The organism is Promicromonospora sp. NPDC050880 (assembly GCF_044456525.1).
GTDB lineage: Bacteria > Actinomycetota > Actinomycetes > Actinomycetales > Cellulomonadaceae > Promicromonospora.
Genome location: NZ_JBITFV010000011.1, coordinates 18,084 through 33,508, shown reverse-complemented (window position 1 = coordinate 33,508; position 15,425 = coordinate 18,084). Strand labels below are relative to the sequence as shown.

General features: G+C 70.9%; 15 protein-coding genes. 9 read left to right on the top strand and 6 right to left on the bottom strand.

From position 1 onward, the window contains the following. Positions 1–68 precede the first annotated feature (68 nt). Complete coding sequence (locus ACIBBF_RS17475) at positions 69–1,040, bottom strand: aldo/keto reductase (protein WP_397415678.1); 972 nt, start codon at positions 1,038–1,040, stop codon at positions 69–71. Between the two features lie 147 nt (positions 1,041–1,187). On the opposite strand from ACIBBF_RS17475, the gene ACIBBF_RS17470 reads away from it, so the two are divergent. Further along, positions 1,188–1,832: a MarR family winged helix-turn-helix transcriptional regulator gene (locus ACIBBF_RS17470; RefSeq protein WP_397415676.1), complete on the top strand. Its 645-nt coding sequence runs from the start codon at positions 1,188–1,190 to the stop codon at positions 1,830–1,832. A 151-nt stretch (positions 1,833–1,983) separates the two neighbouring features. On the opposite strand, the gene ACIBBF_RS17465 is transcribed toward ACIBBF_RS17470, so the two are convergent. Further along, complete coding sequence (locus ACIBBF_RS17465) at positions 1,984–2,592, bottom strand: TetR/AcrR family transcriptional regulator (protein WP_397415674.1); 609 nt, start codon at positions 2,590–2,592, stop codon at positions 1,984–1,986. 51 nt (positions 2,593–2,643) lie between these two features. On the opposite strand from ACIBBF_RS17465, the gene ACIBBF_RS17460 reads away from it, so the two are divergent. After that, a complete protein-coding gene (locus ACIBBF_RS17460) occupies positions 2,644–3,195 on the top strand; it encodes a GNAT family N-acetyltransferase (RefSeq protein WP_397415672.1) in 552 nt (183 codons plus the stop codon). 46 nt (positions 3,196–3,241) lie between these two features. Here the strand turns inward: ACIBBF_RS17460 and ACIBBF_RS17455 are convergent, their stop codons facing one another. Continuing rightward, positions 3,242–3,829 carry a hypothetical protein gene (locus ACIBBF_RS17455; RefSeq protein ID WP_397415670.1) on the bottom strand — a complete coding sequence of 196 codons (588 nt, stop codon included), beginning with the start codon at positions 3,827–3,829 and terminating at the stop codon, positions 3,242–3,244. Between the two features lie 207 nt (positions 3,830–4,036). On the opposite strand from ACIBBF_RS17455, the gene ACIBBF_RS17450 reads away from it, so the two are divergent. Together ACIBBF_RS17450 and ACIBBF_RS17445 are read left to right on the top strand one after the other, a co-directional pair. Next, entirely contained in the window at positions 4,037–4,510 is a 474-nt protein-coding gene (locus ACIBBF_RS17450) for a GbsR/MarR family transcriptional regulator (RefSeq protein WP_397415668.1), read from the top strand. 7 nt (positions 4,511–4,517) lie between these two features. After that, a complete protein-coding gene (locus ACIBBF_RS17445) occupies positions 4,518–5,342 on the top strand; it encodes a class I SAM-dependent methyltransferase (RefSeq protein WP_397415665.1) in 825 nt (274 codons plus the stop codon). A 312-nt stretch (positions 5,343–5,654) separates the two neighbouring features. On the opposite strand, the gene ACIBBF_RS17440 is transcribed toward ACIBBF_RS17445, so the two are convergent. Both ACIBBF_RS17440 and ACIBBF_RS17435 read right to left on the bottom strand, forming a co-directional pair. Next, complete coding sequence (locus ACIBBF_RS17440) at positions 5,655–6,347, bottom strand: SRPBCC family protein (protein WP_397415663.1); 693 nt, start codon at positions 6,345–6,347, stop codon at positions 5,655–5,657. A gap of 363 nt (positions 6,348–6,710) precedes the next feature. After that, a complete protein-coding gene (locus ACIBBF_RS17435) occupies positions 6,711–7,250 on the bottom strand; it encodes a TetR/AcrR family transcriptional regulator (protein WP_397415661.1) in 540 nt (179 codons plus the stop codon). 86 nt (positions 7,251–7,336) lie between these two features. Between ACIBBF_RS17435 and ACIBBF_RS17430 the strand changes: the two genes are divergently transcribed. The 3 genes from ACIBBF_RS17430 to ACIBBF_RS17420 all read left to right on the top strand — a co-directional run bounded on the left by ACIBBF_RS17430 (position 7,337) and on the right by ACIBBF_RS17420 (position 10,332). Further along, positions 7,337–8,227 carry an NmrA/HSCARG family protein gene (locus ACIBBF_RS17430; RefSeq protein ID WP_397415659.1) on the top strand — a complete coding sequence of 297 codons (891 nt, stop codon included), beginning with the start codon at positions 7,337–7,339 and terminating at the stop codon, positions 8,225–8,227. 96 nt (positions 8,228–8,323) lie between these two features. Further along, complete coding sequence (locus ACIBBF_RS17425) at positions 8,324–9,334, top strand: LacI family DNA-binding transcriptional regulator (protein ID WP_397415657.1); 1,011 nt, start codon at positions 8,324–8,326, stop codon at positions 9,332–9,334. Beyond that, complete coding sequence (locus ACIBBF_RS17420; protein WP_397415654.1) at positions 9,331–10,332, top strand: LacI family DNA-binding transcriptional regulator; 1,002 nt, start codon at positions 9,331–9,333, stop codon at positions 10,330–10,332. Before ACIBBF_RS17425 ends, ACIBBF_RS17420 begins: the two co-directional genes overlap by 4 nt. A gap of 4 nt (positions 10,333–10,336) precedes the next feature. Here ACIBBF_RS17420 and ACIBBF_RS17415 read toward each other — a convergent pair whose 3' ends face one another. Then, positions 10,337–12,628, bottom strand: a complete 2,292-nt coding sequence (locus tag ACIBBF_RS17415) for an alpha-L-arabinofuranosidase C-terminal domain-containing protein (protein WP_397415652.1) — start codon at positions 12,626–12,628, stop codon at positions 10,337–10,339. A gap of 226 nt (positions 12,629–12,854) precedes the next feature. On the opposite strand from ACIBBF_RS17415, the gene ACIBBF_RS17410 reads away from it, so the two are divergent. Then, positions 12,855–14,450, top strand: a complete 1,596-nt coding sequence (locus ACIBBF_RS17410) for an extracellular solute-binding protein (protein ID WP_397415650.1) — start codon at positions 12,855–12,857, stop codon at positions 14,448–14,450. Then, positions 14,447–15,421: an ABC transporter permease gene (locus tag ACIBBF_RS17405; RefSeq protein ID WP_397415648.1), complete on the top strand. Its 975-nt coding sequence runs from the start codon at positions 14,447–14,449 to the stop codon at positions 15,419–15,421. Before ACIBBF_RS17410 ends, ACIBBF_RS17405 begins: the two co-directional genes overlap by 4 nt. Positions 15,422–15,425: the final 4 nt, after the last annotated feature.

The window sequence follows — 15,425 nt, the reverse complement described above, 5'->3', positions numbered from 1 at the left end:
TACTGCTCACTGTTCTGCGGTGGAGACACGGTCGTCTCGTGCGGTTCGGCTCGGTCGCCGAGCCGCCTTCACCGGTCGATGGCGGCCATACCGCTGCGGTCATGGCGGTCGCCGGACGCGGGCGTCAGGTTGTCCAGCCGGTTGACCTGGTCCGGGGTGAGCCGGATCCCGTCTGCAGCGATGTTCTCCGCAAGCCGTTCGACGCGTCGGGTACCGGGAATGGGGTTGATGTCCTCGCCCTTGGCCAGGAGCCAGGCCAGGGCGATCTGGGCCGGGGTGGCTCCGGTCTCGGCCGCCACGGCCCGGACCTCGTCGACGATGCGCAGGTTGCGTTCGAGGTTGCCGCCGGTGAAGCGCGGGTTGGTACGACGCCAGTCGCCGGCGTCCAGGCCGTCCAGGGAACGGATGCGCCCGGTCAGGAAGCCATGGCCCAGCGGGGAGTACGGCACCAGTCCGATCCCCAGCTCGCGCAGCACCGGAAGCACCGCCGTCTCGGGGTCGCGCGTCCAGAGCGAGTACTCGCTCTGGACCGCAGCAACCGGGTGGACCGCGTGTGCGCGGCGGATGGTGGCGGGGCCGGCCTCGGACAGGCCGATGTAGCGGACCTTGCCCTGGGTGACCAGGTCGGCCAGGGCGTCGACGGTGTCCTCGATCGGGGTGTCCGGGTCAACTCGGTGCTGGTAGTACAGGTCGATGTGGTCGGTGCCCAGGCGCCGCAACGACCCCTCGACAGCGAGCCGGACGTTCGCCGGCGTACTGTCGGCCCCGGGCCGGCCCGTGTGCGAGACCAGACCGAACTTGGTGGCGAGCACCACCTCGTCCCGACGACCCCTGACTGCGCGACCCAGCAGGGTTTCGTTGGCCCCTTCGCCGTACGCCTCGGCGGTGTCCAGGTGGGTGACGCCGAGGTCCAGAGCGCGCTGGATGGTGCGGACGGAGTCCTCCTCGGACTCGTCCTTGCCCGTGTAGAAGGCGGACATGCCCATGACTCCTAGGCCGAGGCGCGAGACCTCAAGCCCGCCCAGTGACGTGGTCTGCATCGAGTGTTCCTCTCGGGGGTCGATTCGCCAGGCCCACAGCCGGCACGTCGACCGGACAAGAACTTGACGCATCAAGATGAACTTGACGTGTCAAGTTCTACCCTCTCGAACTTGATGCGTCAATAACTGCCGTCGTAGGCTGGTCGCATGGCCAAGGCAGCGGGTGCTCAGGTGCACGACGAGAGGGCCGAGGAGGGCGGCTCCGTGTCCCGCGTGACACCGACGGCGGCCGCAGAAGAGCCCGACGGCACAGCGGCCGATGCGGAGCCGCTCGTCGGGACGGGCGACGAGCCGCGCTGGTTGAACAGTGATGAGCTGGCTGCTTGGCTGGCCAACTCCGCGATCATGATCAGCCTGCCCGCCGCCCTGGACGCGCGGATGCAGCGCGAGTCCCGGATGACCTTCTTCGAGTACATGGTGCTGTCGGTCCTCTCCGAGGAGCCGGACCGGACCATGCAGATGAGCTCGCTCGCTGTGCGCACGTCGGCGTCGTTGTCGCGCTTGTCGCACGTCGTCGGACGGCTGGAGAAGCGAGGGCTCCTTGCCAGGTCCCGGATACCCGGCGCAGGTCGCCGCACCAACACCACCCTGACCGATGCCGGGTACGAGGTCGTGGTCGCGGCGGCGCCCGGGCATGTCGCGGCAGTCCGCGAATATCTGATCGACTTGCTCGATCCGCGCGACCTGATGGCCTTGAAGCGCATCGGCGCAGCAGTGGACGCCGCGATCAACAAGGGACGAACCGCGCCCGCACGTGCGGCGACGGCTCACCTCGACGCTCCCGAGCCGTAGCAGACCGGGGCACACCACGGCCCTGACGAGACCTGTGCACCGGCCCGGCCGAGCACCAGAGGCGCAGGGAAGTGCCGTGGCGCCCCTGCCCTTCCGCCGCCCAGCGGCCTGGCCGGGACATCGAGACCGAACCCGCCGACGATGCAGCTGGTCAGAGGCGATCCTCGGGTGGGCGCGAGGCGGCCAGGGCAGCGAGGTAGTCGTCCAGAAGCTCGACCTGCCGCTGCGGTGTGAACGTCGCAGGGTCGAGCAGTGCTTGGACCACCAGGCCGAGGGTGAAGGACTGGGAGCCGGCCGCGATGTCTGCCGGGTTGCCTGGGGGAAGCTCGCCGAGCTCCTGGGCCGCGGTCACCCGTTCGCGCAAGGTGTCGCGGCTCTGGGCGTACTTGCGGGCGTAGTCGGCCTGCAGGGTGTCGTCGGAGAGCGCGGCGTCCCATGAGGAGACCCAGATCCGGTTGCTGTCCATGGCTTCCGGGGTCAGCGGCAGGATGTCCATCAGGGCGTGCCTCAGGGCGATCAGTCCTTTGCCGGCGGGGCGGCGCGGGCGGGCGATGGTCCGCCGTTCGAGCAGATCGAGGGCGTACGCGACGAGGGCCTGCTTGGTGGGGAAGTAGTGGGTGAGCAGGCCGGTGGTCGCGCCGAGCTCGGTCGCCACCGCGCGCAGCGTGAGGCCGGCGAAGCCGCGAGTGGCCATCACCTGCCAGACGGCTTCGGACACCTCACGGCGACGGGCCTCGTGATCTCCCTTGGGGCGCGGCATGCTGCCACGGTACATTGTCCAAACGCTTGTTATGCGAATGGAGGAGTCCTCATGTTCTCGCTGGTGCTGCGCGACGGTATTCACCTCGCCCCGCTGGAGGTCTGGCATGCCGAGGAGTTCGCGGCCCACATGGACCGAGCTCGTGAGCACATCCGACCGTGGGTCGGCCCCACGTTCGTCACCGACGATCTGGACGGGGCACGGAGCACACTCAGGCGGTACGCGGCGCGCCAGGCTGAGGACGGCGGCCGCCTGTACGGCATCTGGCGTGCCGGTGTCCTGGTCGGCGGCGTGATGTTCACCGATCTCGACGCCGGTTCCGGCGTGTGCGAGATCGGATGCTGGCTGGAACCGTCCGCCGAGGGGCACGGTCTGATCACCCAGGCGTCGGGTGTCCTGCTGGACTGGGCCTTCGCGTCGCGGGGGCTGCACCGGGCCGAATGGCACTGTCGTGCCGACAACGACCGCAGCTCCGCGGTGGCCAAGCGGCTCGGCATGACGCTGGAGGGCGTCCGGCGCGAGGCGTGGCCGTACGAGGGCCGGCGTTACGACAAGCAGGTCTGGGCGGTCCTCGCTCCCGAATGGCAGGCCTTGGGACGGTGAGGCAGCCGCTCGTCGGCGGCAGTCGTCCCGGCGTCGTGCGACGGACTCAGCTCGTGGGTTCCACCTCGCCGGCTCGCTCGAGCGCCGTGGCGAGGAGGCCCGCCACGTCCACGGACGCCTCACCACTCCCGCTGTGTGTCACCCCGACGCCGACGAGGCGTCCGTCCTCCGCCTCTGCGAACGCGATGCTGCCGACTTCCACCGGGTTCGACGACGCGCTCGTGAAGGTGAATCCCACGGCTCCGTCGGGTAGGCCGCCGATCTGCTCCCAGGTCGCCTTGCCGTAGTCGCCCTGCTCGGCGTCGGCCGAGCAGTCGTCGACAGCCGCCTGGATGGCCGCGAGCATCGATTCGGCATCGGGGTAGTACCCGCCCCCGGGAACGAACGCGGTGGCACCGACGACGTCACCGTTCTCGAGCGCGTACTGCTCGCCGGTCGTCCCGTCGGCGGCGTTCGACAGCTTCGACTCCAGGTAGCCGAGCGCGTCGCACCAGCCGGTCCCTGGTGCTCCCATGTCGCCATCGGTGGTCTCTTCGACCCGGGGGAGTGCGCCGGTGTCCAGCAATGTCGAGCCGGCACCGCAGGCGGTCAACAGGAATGGAGCCGCGCACAGCGTGGCGACCAGGCCGGACATGCCGCGTCGTGTCGAGGTCCAGGAACGCATTGTTGTAGTTTCCCTTGAAGTCGCCGCGGTCACATTCTCATCGAGGTAGCTACCGAAACTAGGCAACGCGCCTGGTGCCCCGGAATGGTGCACACCGCCGCGTTCCGGTGAGGCTGTCCTCCGCGGTGCACCTCGAGCGCCTGGACGGTGGACAAGATGCAGCTATATATTTCAGTCGTGACTGAAAAACATAGCGACGACGCCATGACCGAGGAGCGCCGGGACCAGCTCATGCGATGGGTGGAACAGGTGGCCACCTTCTGTGTGGAGGAGTGGGGGCTGCCGCCGATCACCGGGCGGGTCCTGGGCTGGTTGATGATCTGCGACCCGCCCGAGCAGTCCGCCGGCGAGATCGCGGACACCATCCAGGCGAGCCGGGCGTCTCTGACCTCGAACATGCGCCTGCTCACCGCCATCGGACTGGTGCGCAAGGTGCGCCGTCCCGGTGATCGCACGGCCTACTACCGCATCGAGGACGACGCCTGGCACAAGGTCGTCGAACGCAAGCTCGACAGCCTGAGCGCGTTCGGTGACATCGCCGACGAGGGCTTCGCCCTCGTCGGCCGCGATGGCGCCGGCCGCATCAAGGCGGCCCAGGAGTCCCTGACCTGGCTGCGCGACATCGCCGCCCGCAACCCCCTGAAGCGCTAGGAGAGCCATGCCGTCCCTCCAGCTCGACTTCAGCCCGGTCCAGGAGACGCTGCTGCTCACCCTGTACGCACGAGCACAGGACAGCAGGGCACCGGCTCCGATCCTCGGCGACACCCTCGCTGCAGCGATCGCGGACCGCATCGCCCAGGACACCGGCTACGACTTCGGCAGGCTCAAGGTCAGACCGAGCCTCGTCGCCAGCACCGCGCTCCGCGCCAAGAAGCTCGACGACGTCGTCCGCCAGTTCACCACCACGCACCCCGAGGCGGTCGTCGTCGACCTGGGCTGCGGCCTCGACACCCGGATGGCCCGCTGCACCCCACCCGCCGGCGTCGACTGGTACGACGTCGATCTTCCCCAGGTCACGGAGCTGCGCCAGCAGTATCTCCCGGGTCGGTCACACCTGGTCGCCACGGACATCACCGCGGAGAGCTGGTCGGAGGTCCTGCCGGACGACCGGCCCACCATGATCGTGGCCGAAGGCGTGCTGCCCTTCCTGCCCGGTGACTCCTTCCAGGCCATGATCCGCCAGCTGACCACCCGGCTCCGGGCCGGCGAGCTCGCGCTCAACGGCTACACCCGCTTCGCCGCCTGGGCGATGAGGTACGACGCCTCCATCAAGGCCCTCGGCATCGATGCCGCCCAAGGCTTCGACGACCCCCGCGAGCCGGAACGCTGGAATGCGGGCCTCACCCTCATCTCTGAACGGCTGCTCACCCGCGCCCCGGAAGTCGCAGCGTTCCCGCAGCCCGTACGTGCGCTGACTCGCCTCGTGGCGCACAGCACCGCGATGTCCCGACAAGGCGCGCGCATACTTCACTACCGGTTCTGAACGGCCTCAGCGGTTTCACCCGTCCTGGATCGAGCTCAGTGTCTGCGACCCGCGTAGGCTCCCCACAGGGCAGAGGCCCGGGAGATGTCTCGGGTCGGGACCCGAGCGAGGTGGTCTGGGCCCACGCTCGGGCAGGAGCTGGGACCTCGGCCTGGGGGCGGGGATCCCAGCTCCTTGGGTTCCACGGTCAGAGGCGTGCCCCCCAGGCGCCCGGCTCGCGGCGAGAGGCAAACGAGGGCGTCCCGGCCACCGCCCGCAGTCTGCGAGCCGCCTCCGGAGAGCTGACCGGTGGCGTCGGCGTCAGCCCGGCTCTCAGGCCTGCTTCTCCGCCTCGTCCTTGAGTTCCTGCAGCCAGATGTCCAGGCCTCCTCCGAGCATGGCGGCGACGGTCTCGTGGTCCGGCCCCTCGAGCGCGTCCAGGATCTCGGCGTCCCAGGACTCTTCGGTGTGCACGAGCGTGCCCTCGTCCGTCTCGGTGAACGTCCACAGGTGGACACCTCGGTCGATCGTGATCGACTCCCCGACGGCGGGTCCCTCCCAGAGGACGCACGTGCCGGGTTCCAGCTCCTGCACGCTGGACGTGATCGACAGCGTGTCCGCAGGGGCGAAGTCCGACTCGGGAACCGGCGTGGTCCATCGGAACCGCGAGTCGGACGCGAAGTCGCCCGAGTCGAGGCGGTCGACGGTCAGGACGGCGTCCTGCCACTCGTCCCAGGACTCGACGTCGGTCTGCACGTCCCAGACATGATCGAGCGGGGCGTCGATCAGGATCTCGGCGGCGCGGGTGATGGCAGCCGAGTCGTCGATGCCCTGCCCGGCGCACTGCTGGCTGGCGGACGGCGCCTGGACGTCCGGCGCTTGGACGTCCGCCGCCGAAGTGCTCGCGGGGGCGTCGGCGGCATGGTCCTGCGCGCCGGAGCATCCGGCGACGACGAGCGCGGTCGTCAGCGTGGTGGCGAGTGCGACGGTGATGCGGGAGGTGCGGGGCATGCTGGAGACGGTCATGTCAGTCCTTGGTTCGGGTCCGGCGGATCGCAGCGGAGGCGGTCCGGTGGCAGGGCTTCGAGCGGTGTCGAGCCGGACGGCAGGGGCGTCAGGCGTGGTGGTGCCGTGTGACGACGACGTGGACGTCCCTGGCGGCGGGCAGGCGCGTGCCGCGGCGCGCCCCGACGTCGAGCGTGCAGCGGGCAGTGCGTCGTTCCATGGGAGGAACTTCTCGCGTCGGCGCGGGTGGTCGCGTCGGTGAGACCTACGTAGGTAGGGAGCCGCCCGGCGCCGGGCGGTACGCCGGGGTCCGGCCCGACGTGGTCGCGCAGCCGGCGGCGCGAGGAGATGTCGGGCTTGCTCGAGGGCTTGCGCGATGCGAGCTCACTCGCTTCGCGGGCCGACTCCCTCCAGCGCCAGGGTGACAAGTCGTTCCGCCTCGGCCGCTCCGGCGTCCTGAGTGGCGAGCGAGATGGCGTTGGCGAGGGTCAAGAGGTCTGCCGTGGCGACGTCCGCTCGCACCGATCCCTGGTCGACCGCTCGGCGTCGCAGCGGCTCGCCCGCCGCGACCAGCATCGTCGCGCAGGAAGCACCGTCCTCGGGTGGCGCGTTCAGGATCGACGCAGCAAGGCCGCGGGTCGTCGTCGAGTACGCGGCCACTTCCCGGAGCCAGGACCTCAGCGCTTCAAGGGCGTCCGGAGCTGCCCGCAGCTCTTCGGCACGGGAGCACAGGGCTTGGACGCGGTCCCGGAAGACGGCCTCCAGCAGCGACCACCGGGACGGGAAGTGCCGGTGCAGCGTGGCCGAACCGACGCCTGCCGAACGCGCGATCGCCTCGAGTGACGCCTCGGCGCCGTACCGGGCGATCGCCTCGGAGGCCGCGCTCACGATGCGCTCGTAGTTGCGTTCTGCGTCAGCCCTCATGCTCCGCCGTTGCCACATCGGGATGGTGGCCCTTATGTTAGCCGGAGCGATAACCGGGGTACCACCCCACTTGTCTGGGAGGCAGCATGAAGGTTCTGGTCATCGGAGCGACGGGCAACCAGGGCGGGGCCACGGCCAGGGCCCTGCTCGACCGCGGGGTCCAGGTCCGTGCCCTCGTCCGCGACCCGCACTCGGCGAAGGCTCAGGCCCTGCGGGAACGGGGGGCCGAGCTGGTCACCGGCGACCTGGACGACGCCGGGTCGCTGCTCGCAGCGGCCGAGGGCGTGGACGGCCTGTTCTCCGTCCCGCACCCCGACGTCACGGACCCGGCGGGCGATGCGGAAGTGGCGCGGGGCCGCAACGTGGTCGAGGCCGCCCGCAAGGCGGGGGTCTCGCACGTCGTGCACAGCAGCGTCGACGGCGCCGGCGAGTTTCACCGGACCCAGCCCGGCTGGGCCGAGGGGCGCTGGGACGAGCACTACTGGGAGAGCAAGGCCGCTGTGGACGATGCCGTTCGTGCCGCCGGCTTCGAGCACTGGACCGTGCTCAAGCCCGCGACCTTCATGGAGAACCTGACCCACCGGTCCTACCTGTTCGGGGACTGGTCCAGCGGCACGATCATCACCGGGTTCGCCGCGGACACCCAGATCCCCTGGATCGCGGTCGACGACATCGGGGAGGCGGCGGCCGTCGCGTTCACGGAACCCGGCAGGTTCGACGGCATGGACGTGGAGCTCGCCGGCGAGATGCTGACGATGACCGAGACCGCCGAGATCCTCAGTGAGGTCACCGGCCGCACGATCAGCGCGCCTGTGCTCACCCCGCAGCAGGCCGTCGAGCGCGGCATGCTGCCCGCCGTGGTCAACGAGGTCGAGCGGATCAACCAGAACGGCACGCCCGCCCGGCCGGAACACGTCCGGGCTCTGGGCCTGCCCACCACGGACTTCCGCACGTGGGCGCAGCGGACACTCGTCTGAGGCGTCCAGCTCCCGGACGTCGACGAACCGACCGTCAGCGCGTCTCGCACGGAGCGTGTCCGCCGCACGGTGCCGCGCGCAGCCTACAGTTGGACCATGCCCGCCACCATGAAGGAAGTGGCGACCCGGGCCGGGGTGTCGCTGAAGACCGTCTCACGGGTAGTCAATCGGGAACCTCACATCCGCCCCGAGACGATGGCGCGGGTCGAGGCCGCCATCGCCGAGCTGGGCTGGATCCCCAACCCGAGCGCCCGGAACCTCCGGACCGGACGGACGGGCACCATCGGGATCGTCGTGGCCGAGCTGCGCCGCCCGTACCTCGCGATGCTCGTGGAGGCCCTCGTCCACGAGGCCGAGCGGCTGGGTCTCACGGCCACGGTCGAGCCGACGCACCGTCGTCCCGGGCGGGTCGCGGAGGTCCTGGGGGAGCGCGGCCACCTGTACGACGGCGTGCTCGTGATCGACCCGGAGGACCTGGAGCCTGTCGCGTGGGACCAGGCTCCGCAGCCCGTCGTCGTGGTCCAGGGCGGCCGGTGGCGGGCCCCGGTCGACCGCGTCGACGAGGACGTGGTCGAGGCCGCGGGGCTCGTGGCCCGGCACCTGGGCGTGATGGGACGGGTGCGGCCCGTGCTGCTGGGGCCCGACCGTGCACGGTCGGACCCGGACCAGGAGAGCCCGTCCGCGGCGCTCCGGGCAGCCTTCTCGGCCGTGGGGATCGAGGCGGGCGCGGTGCCCCGGGTCTCGTTGGGCGGCGTCGGTGACCGGCGCGCTGGTGCGCGGGCGGCGGCGAGGGCGCTCGACGTGCGCCCGGATCTCGACGCCCTGCTGTGCGTGAACGACGAGGTGGCGATCGGTGCGCTGTCCTGCCTGGTCGAGCGGGGCGTGGCCGTGCCGGACGACGTGGCGATCATCGGCTACGACAACCTGGCCGACGGTCAGTTCTCCACGCCCACGATCACCACGATCGACCCGTCCCCGGCGCGCCTGGCCCGCGCGGCCCTGGAGCTGCTCACGGACCGGCTGCGGGGCGGGTCGCCGGCTGCGGCCCGTCAGATCACGGTGCCCGTGACGCTGGTGCGCCGTGAGTCGACCATGGGGATGTCATGAACCGGCGCCCCACCCTGGAGGACGTCGCGCGGATGGCCGGCGTGTCCGCGAAGACGGTCTCCAACGTGATGCTGGACCGGCCGAACGTCTCGGAGAGCACCCGGGCCGCGGTGCGGGCTGCTGCCGCCACCGCGGGGTACCGGCCGAACCACGCGGGCAGGGGCCTCGCGTCGGGGCGCACCGGCCGCATCGCGGTGGTGGTGCCCAACCTCTTCCAGCCGTACTTCGCCGAGATGGCGGAGCGCCTCATCCTCGCGCTGGAGGACGAGGGGCTGACCACCACGCTGCGGATCGCGGGTGACGTCCACGCGGAGCTGGCGGCCGTCATCGGCTCCACCACGCGCGATGCCGACGCCGTCATGATCTGCCCGGCCCACTTCCGGGCGGCGGCGCTCGGCGGGCGGGCTCCTGACCGCCCGGTCGTCCAGGTGGGCGGCCCGGCCACCTCGTCCCTGGACTGCGTGGTCATGGGGGAGTACGAGGGGGCCGCCGCGGTCACGCGGCACCTGCTGGACACGGGCCGGCAGCGCCTGGCGATCATCTGGAACGGGCTGAGCACCGAGAGCGGGCGCTACACCGGAGTGGTCGACGCCCTCGCCGAGCGAGGGATGGAGCCCGACCCGGCGCTGTTCGCGGTCGGGTCGGACTGGGACCGCCGGGAGTCCGGGTACGAGGCGATGGTCGGGCTGCTGCGGACCGGCGTCGAGTTCGACGCCGCGGTGTGCGCGAACGACGCGACCGCGATCGGAGTCGTGCGTGCCCTGCGCTTCCTGGGCCGCCGGGTCCCCGAGGACGTCGCCGTGACCGGCTTCGACAACACGGACGAGAGCGAGTTCGCGAGCCCGCCGCTGACCTCGGTGAGCCCTGAACCGGAGGCGATGGTCTCGGCGGCCGTGCGCATGCTCGTCGAGCGGCTCGACGGGTACGACGGGCCGGCGCGGTCCGTGCGCACGGGTGCCGAGGTGATGATCCGGAGGTCGTCCGACCCGGTGTCGTGAGGCGTCAGGTGGCCGGTCCCACCTGGACGGTGACCAGCGACCAGGCCGGGACCGTGATCGCCGCCCGGCCGTCGGCGAGCTCCGCCGCGGTCGCGACGGGCTCGACCGGGCAGGCCTCGAACGGCCGCCCGACGTCGGGGGAGCCGCCCGCCAGCGTCGTGACCGTGGCCGGTGTCGCGCCGCGGGCGCCGTCGACGACCAGGTGCGCGGTCCGGTCCTCGTCGGCGAGGCTGACGAGCGTGACGTAGGCGCCGCCGTCCGGGCCGGTCGTGGCGCCCGCCACGAGGTCGGGCCAGGGGCGCAGGTCGTCCTCGTGGTCGTGGACGAGAGCGCCGTCCAGCCACACCCGGATGCGAGCGCCCTGGACGGTGACGCGGACGTGCAGCGGTACCTCCGTGCGGACGCCGCCGAACGGGTGCGGCCCGTCCACCTCGTTGCCGATGCCGTCGTCGCGCCGGGCGAGGATCAGGGACTCGTTGCGCCAGCCCCCGACCTGGAACTCGTGCACCGTCTCGCCGTCCGCCCCGCCGAACCCGACGACGAAGCCCTCCTCGCCGTCCGTCCGGGTGGCCACGAGCTCGAGCTCGGTGCCGTCGGTGACGAGGGACGCCGTGCCCTCGGTTCCCACCACCTGGTCCGGGTGTTCCGTGCCGCCCACCCGGATCGCGGTGAACCGGGTGGTCGAGCCGGAGGAGCGGAGCGTGACCCGCTGCATCGCGGGCGACGACTGCGGCCGCTCGGTGTGCCCCGTGGCCGCGCAGGCCAGGACCCGGTCGCCACGCACCTCGGCCATCATCCGCTGCACGTGATAGCTCGGGCTCGGCCGCACGTCGTCGTCGGTGAAGTAGACCAGGTCGGGCAGCCACTGCGTGCTGCCGACCCGGGCGAGCAGCGGCGCGTAGGACGACAGGCGCACCACGTCCGAGTTGCGCTCGACGGCGGTCATGTAGGCCGCCTCGGCGAGGGCCGAGCGCATGGTGGAGGAGTGGGCGGCCCACTCGCCGAGGTAGACGGCGGGCCCGGACCGGTCGTAGTGGTCGAAGCGGTCCAGGTGCTGCAGGAGCCACCGCGGGGAGCGGTAGCTGTGCTCGTCGACCATCGGCACCTCGAGACGACGGGCCAGCTCCCAGCCGGCGTCGTAGTCCGGGCCGTAGGGCTTGGGCCCGAGCGTGCCGATGACGGTGACGTCCGGGCACCGCTCCCGCACGGCGTCGAAGAGCTGCCCGAAGCGGTCGGCGAACTGCGCGTCGACGACGTCCTCGTTGCCGATGCCCAGGTAGCGCAGGCCGAACGGCTCGGGGTGACCCGCCGCCGCCCGGACGGCGCCCCAGCGCGTCTCCGGCCCGCCGTTGGCGTACTCGACCAGGTCCAGCACGTCCTGCACGTACTGGGGCATCCGCTGCTGCGGGATCGCCTGCGGCCCGCCGGGCACGTTCTGGCAGCACACGCCCGCCGCCACGACCGGCATGGGCGTGGCGCCGAGCTCCTCGCAGAGCAGGAAGTACTCGTGGTACCCGATCGCCATCGACTGGTGGTAGCCCCAGGTGTTGGGCATGGGCACGCGGTCCTCGCGGGGCCCGATGGTGCGCTTCCAGTGGTACATGTTGTCGAGGCCGTAGCCGTGGGCCACGCAGCCGCCGGGGAACCGGACGAAGGCCGGGCGCAGCGCCCGCAGCGTCTCGACCAGGTCGGGGCGGAACAGGCGGGCGCGGCCCTGGGAGTCGACGGGGCGCAGCTCGACCAGGTCGACGTCGACGGCGCCCTCGCCGACGTCGATGCTCAGGGCGGCGCGGGTGGTCGCGGTGCAGGTCAGGTCTACCTCGACCCAGCTCCAGGCGTCCGCGGCGGCCGGGATCTCGACCCGGGCGAGCGCGCCGCCGTCCGCAGTGGTCAGGGACGCGTGCGCGCTCGCCGACGGAGCGGCGCGGCGCACGGCGAGCCGGAGCCGGTAGGCGCCCTCGCGCACCAGCATGCCCTCAGGGTCGTAGCCCCGGTTGGTCAGCCGGGACCCTGCGCCGATCCGGACGTAGGTCGCGTTGGCGGCGGAGACGGGGCGGTCGCTGCGCACCCGGACACCGTCCGCGTCGGCCTCGGGGTCCCAGCCGGTCAGCGGGCCCCAGCCGGGGCGGTCGGCGCCGGTCGCCTCGAAGTCGCCGTTGCGGACGAGGTCGGCGTTGAGCCCGCCGTCCAGCGCGTAGTTGATGTCCTCCAGGAACAGGCCCCAGAGGTCCGGGCTCACCCGGGTGCCGGTGGGTTCCTGCACGTGGATCGTGACGTCGTTCCGGCCGGTGGTCATCGGTTCGCACCCTCTCTCGGGGCCTCGGGCGGCCCCGGCTCCGCGCTGCGTCGCGCGGTCGCCGGGTTGTCGCAGGCCAACGTACAGCGTTGTCACGAACTCGTCGACAACCATTGACAACGCTGAACCATCTTCGCGATCATCGTGCCGCTCGGGCACGACGACGGCGGGTCACCGACGACCCGACCGGCCCAGTGGTGCACGCGCACGACATCCGGAGGACTCAATGAAGAGCAGAACACGCCTGGCCGGCTCCGTGCTGGCGACCGGAGCGCTCCTCCTCGCCGGCTGCACCGGTGGCGGCGGCGACGACCAGGGCTCCGCGGACGGCACGATCGACATCCTCGTCGTCAAGCACGGGCTGACCGGCCCGATGGCCGACATGGCTTGGGTGAAGGACCTCGAGAAGAAGGCCGGCGTGACGATCCGCTGGGAGGAGGTCTCGGCCGACTGGAGCCAGAAGAAGGCCACGATGCTCGCCGCGGGCGAGGTGCCGGACCTCATCGTCGGCGGCAACGCGGTCACCAACGCGGACCTCGCCACCTACTCGTCCCTGTTCGAGGACCTCTCCGACGACATGGACGCGCTGCCCAACGTGCAGGGAATGCTCGACTCGCACGCCGAGCTGGCGGCGATGGCCACGCGATCCTCGGGCGAGATCTACGCCCTGCCGAGCTACAAGCGTTACTGGCCGGAGACGATCTCGCGGCAGTACATCAACCAGGAGTGGCTGGACAACCTCGGCCTCGACGTGCCGACCACCTGGGACGAGCTCTTCGACGTGCTCGTCGCCTTCAAGGAGCAGGACGCGAACGGCAACGGCGACCCGGACGACGAGATCCCCTGGGACTGGAACCCGGTGGACCCGGCGGGGTTCGCGGCCGGCCAGCCCACCATGCTGCTGAGCGGGCTCGGCCTGGCCACCACCTACGGCGGCGGTCAGGGGTACGTGGTCGAGGACGGCAAGGTCCTCAACTTCCTCGTGGACGAGCGGTACCGCGAGGTCATCGAGTTCACGCACCGCGCCTACGCGGCCGGGCTGGTGAGCAAGCAGGTGATGACCCAGGACTACTCGGCCTTCCAGTCCGTCGGCCGCGGCGACGGCGACGTCGCGAAGGTCGGCTTCAGCTGGGGCTGGACGGCGTCGGACCGGTTCGGCGCCCGGCTCGCCGACCAGTACACGTCGATGGCGCCGCTCGAGGCGGAGGCGGGACAGTCGACGCCGGTCACCTGGAACTACGACACCGAGAACTTCAGCCCCAACCACGTCGTGATGTCCGCGGGCACCGCGGACCGGGACGGTGCGCTCGCCGTGATCGACGCCTTCTACGACCCCGAGATCTCGGTCCAGGTGCTCTGGGGTGACCTGGGCGAGAACGTGGAACCTGACGGTGACGGATACCGGGTGCTGCCGCCCGCCGACGAGAACAGCGACCCGTCGACCTGGAAGTGGACCACGACGCTGGCCGACGCCGGCCCCCACTGGATCCGCGACGACGTCGACGTCGAACCGCCCGCAGACCTCGCCGAGGCCACCGAGCAGTCGGAGCCGCTGCGGGAGGCGCTCGCGACCGTGGACCCGGTCACGGACATCTACCCCTTCAAGTACGTGAACATCTCCACCGAGGACCAGAGCACCATCACCCTGAACGACACCACCGTGATGAACCTCGCCATGACGGCCTTCGGGCGGTGGGTGACCGAGGGCGGCGTCGAGGAGGAGTGGGACGACTACGTCGCGCAGCTGGAGTCCGCGGGCCTCCCGCAGAACGTCGAGATCTACCAGCGCTACTACGACGAGTACGTGGCGAGCCGGTCATGACCCTGCTCCGAGAACGGGCGGACCTGCCGGGAGCCGCGGCCGCCGGCCGGGGCGCGCCGCCGGGCCGGGCCGAGCGCGCCCGGCGGCACCTGGGTCGCTACTGGCAGCTGTGGGTGCTGCTGCTGCCGGCGATCGTCTTCACGGTGGTCTTCGCGTACGTGCCGATGTACGGGATCCAGCTCGCCTTCCGCGAGTTCGACTTCCAGGCAGGCCTGACCGGGGGTGAGTGGGTCGGGCTGAAGTACTTCGAGATCTTCTTCGACAGCCCGATGTTCGCCACGGTGCTGCGCAACACGCTGACCATCAGCATCGCGACCCTCGTCGTGGGGTTCCTGGCGCCGATCGCCCTGGCGCTGATCATCAACCAGATCGTGAACGCGACGCGCAAACGCTTCATGCAGACGGCGACCTACCTGCCGCACTTCATCTCGGTCGTCGTCGTGGTCGGCATGATCCAGGTGCTCCTGAACCCCTCGAACGGCACCGTCACCCGCCTGTTCAGCGGAGTCGGGCTCGACCTCGACCTCCTGGGCGACCCGGATCTCTTCGTCCCGGTCTACGTGATCTCCGAGGTGTGGCAGCACTGCGGGTGGAACTCGATCATCTATCTCGCCGCGCTCGCCTCGGTGGACACCCAGCTCTACGAGGCGGCCCGGATCGACGGGGCGAACCGCCTGCACCTGATCCGCCACGTCGACATCCCGGCGCTCGTGCCGACGATGATCATCCTGTTCATCCTCACGATGGGCGGGGTGCTCTCGACCGGCTTCGAGAAGATCTGGCTGATGCAGAACGCGCTGAACCTCCCCGTGAGCGAGGTCATCGCGACCTACACCTACCGGATCGGCATCCTCGGCAACCAGTTCAGCCTCGGGACGGCGATCGGGCTGTTCAACACGGTCATCAACTTCCTCTTCCTGGTCGTCACGAACTGGCTGGCCAAGAAGTTCGCCGACACGAGCCTGTGGTGAGGCA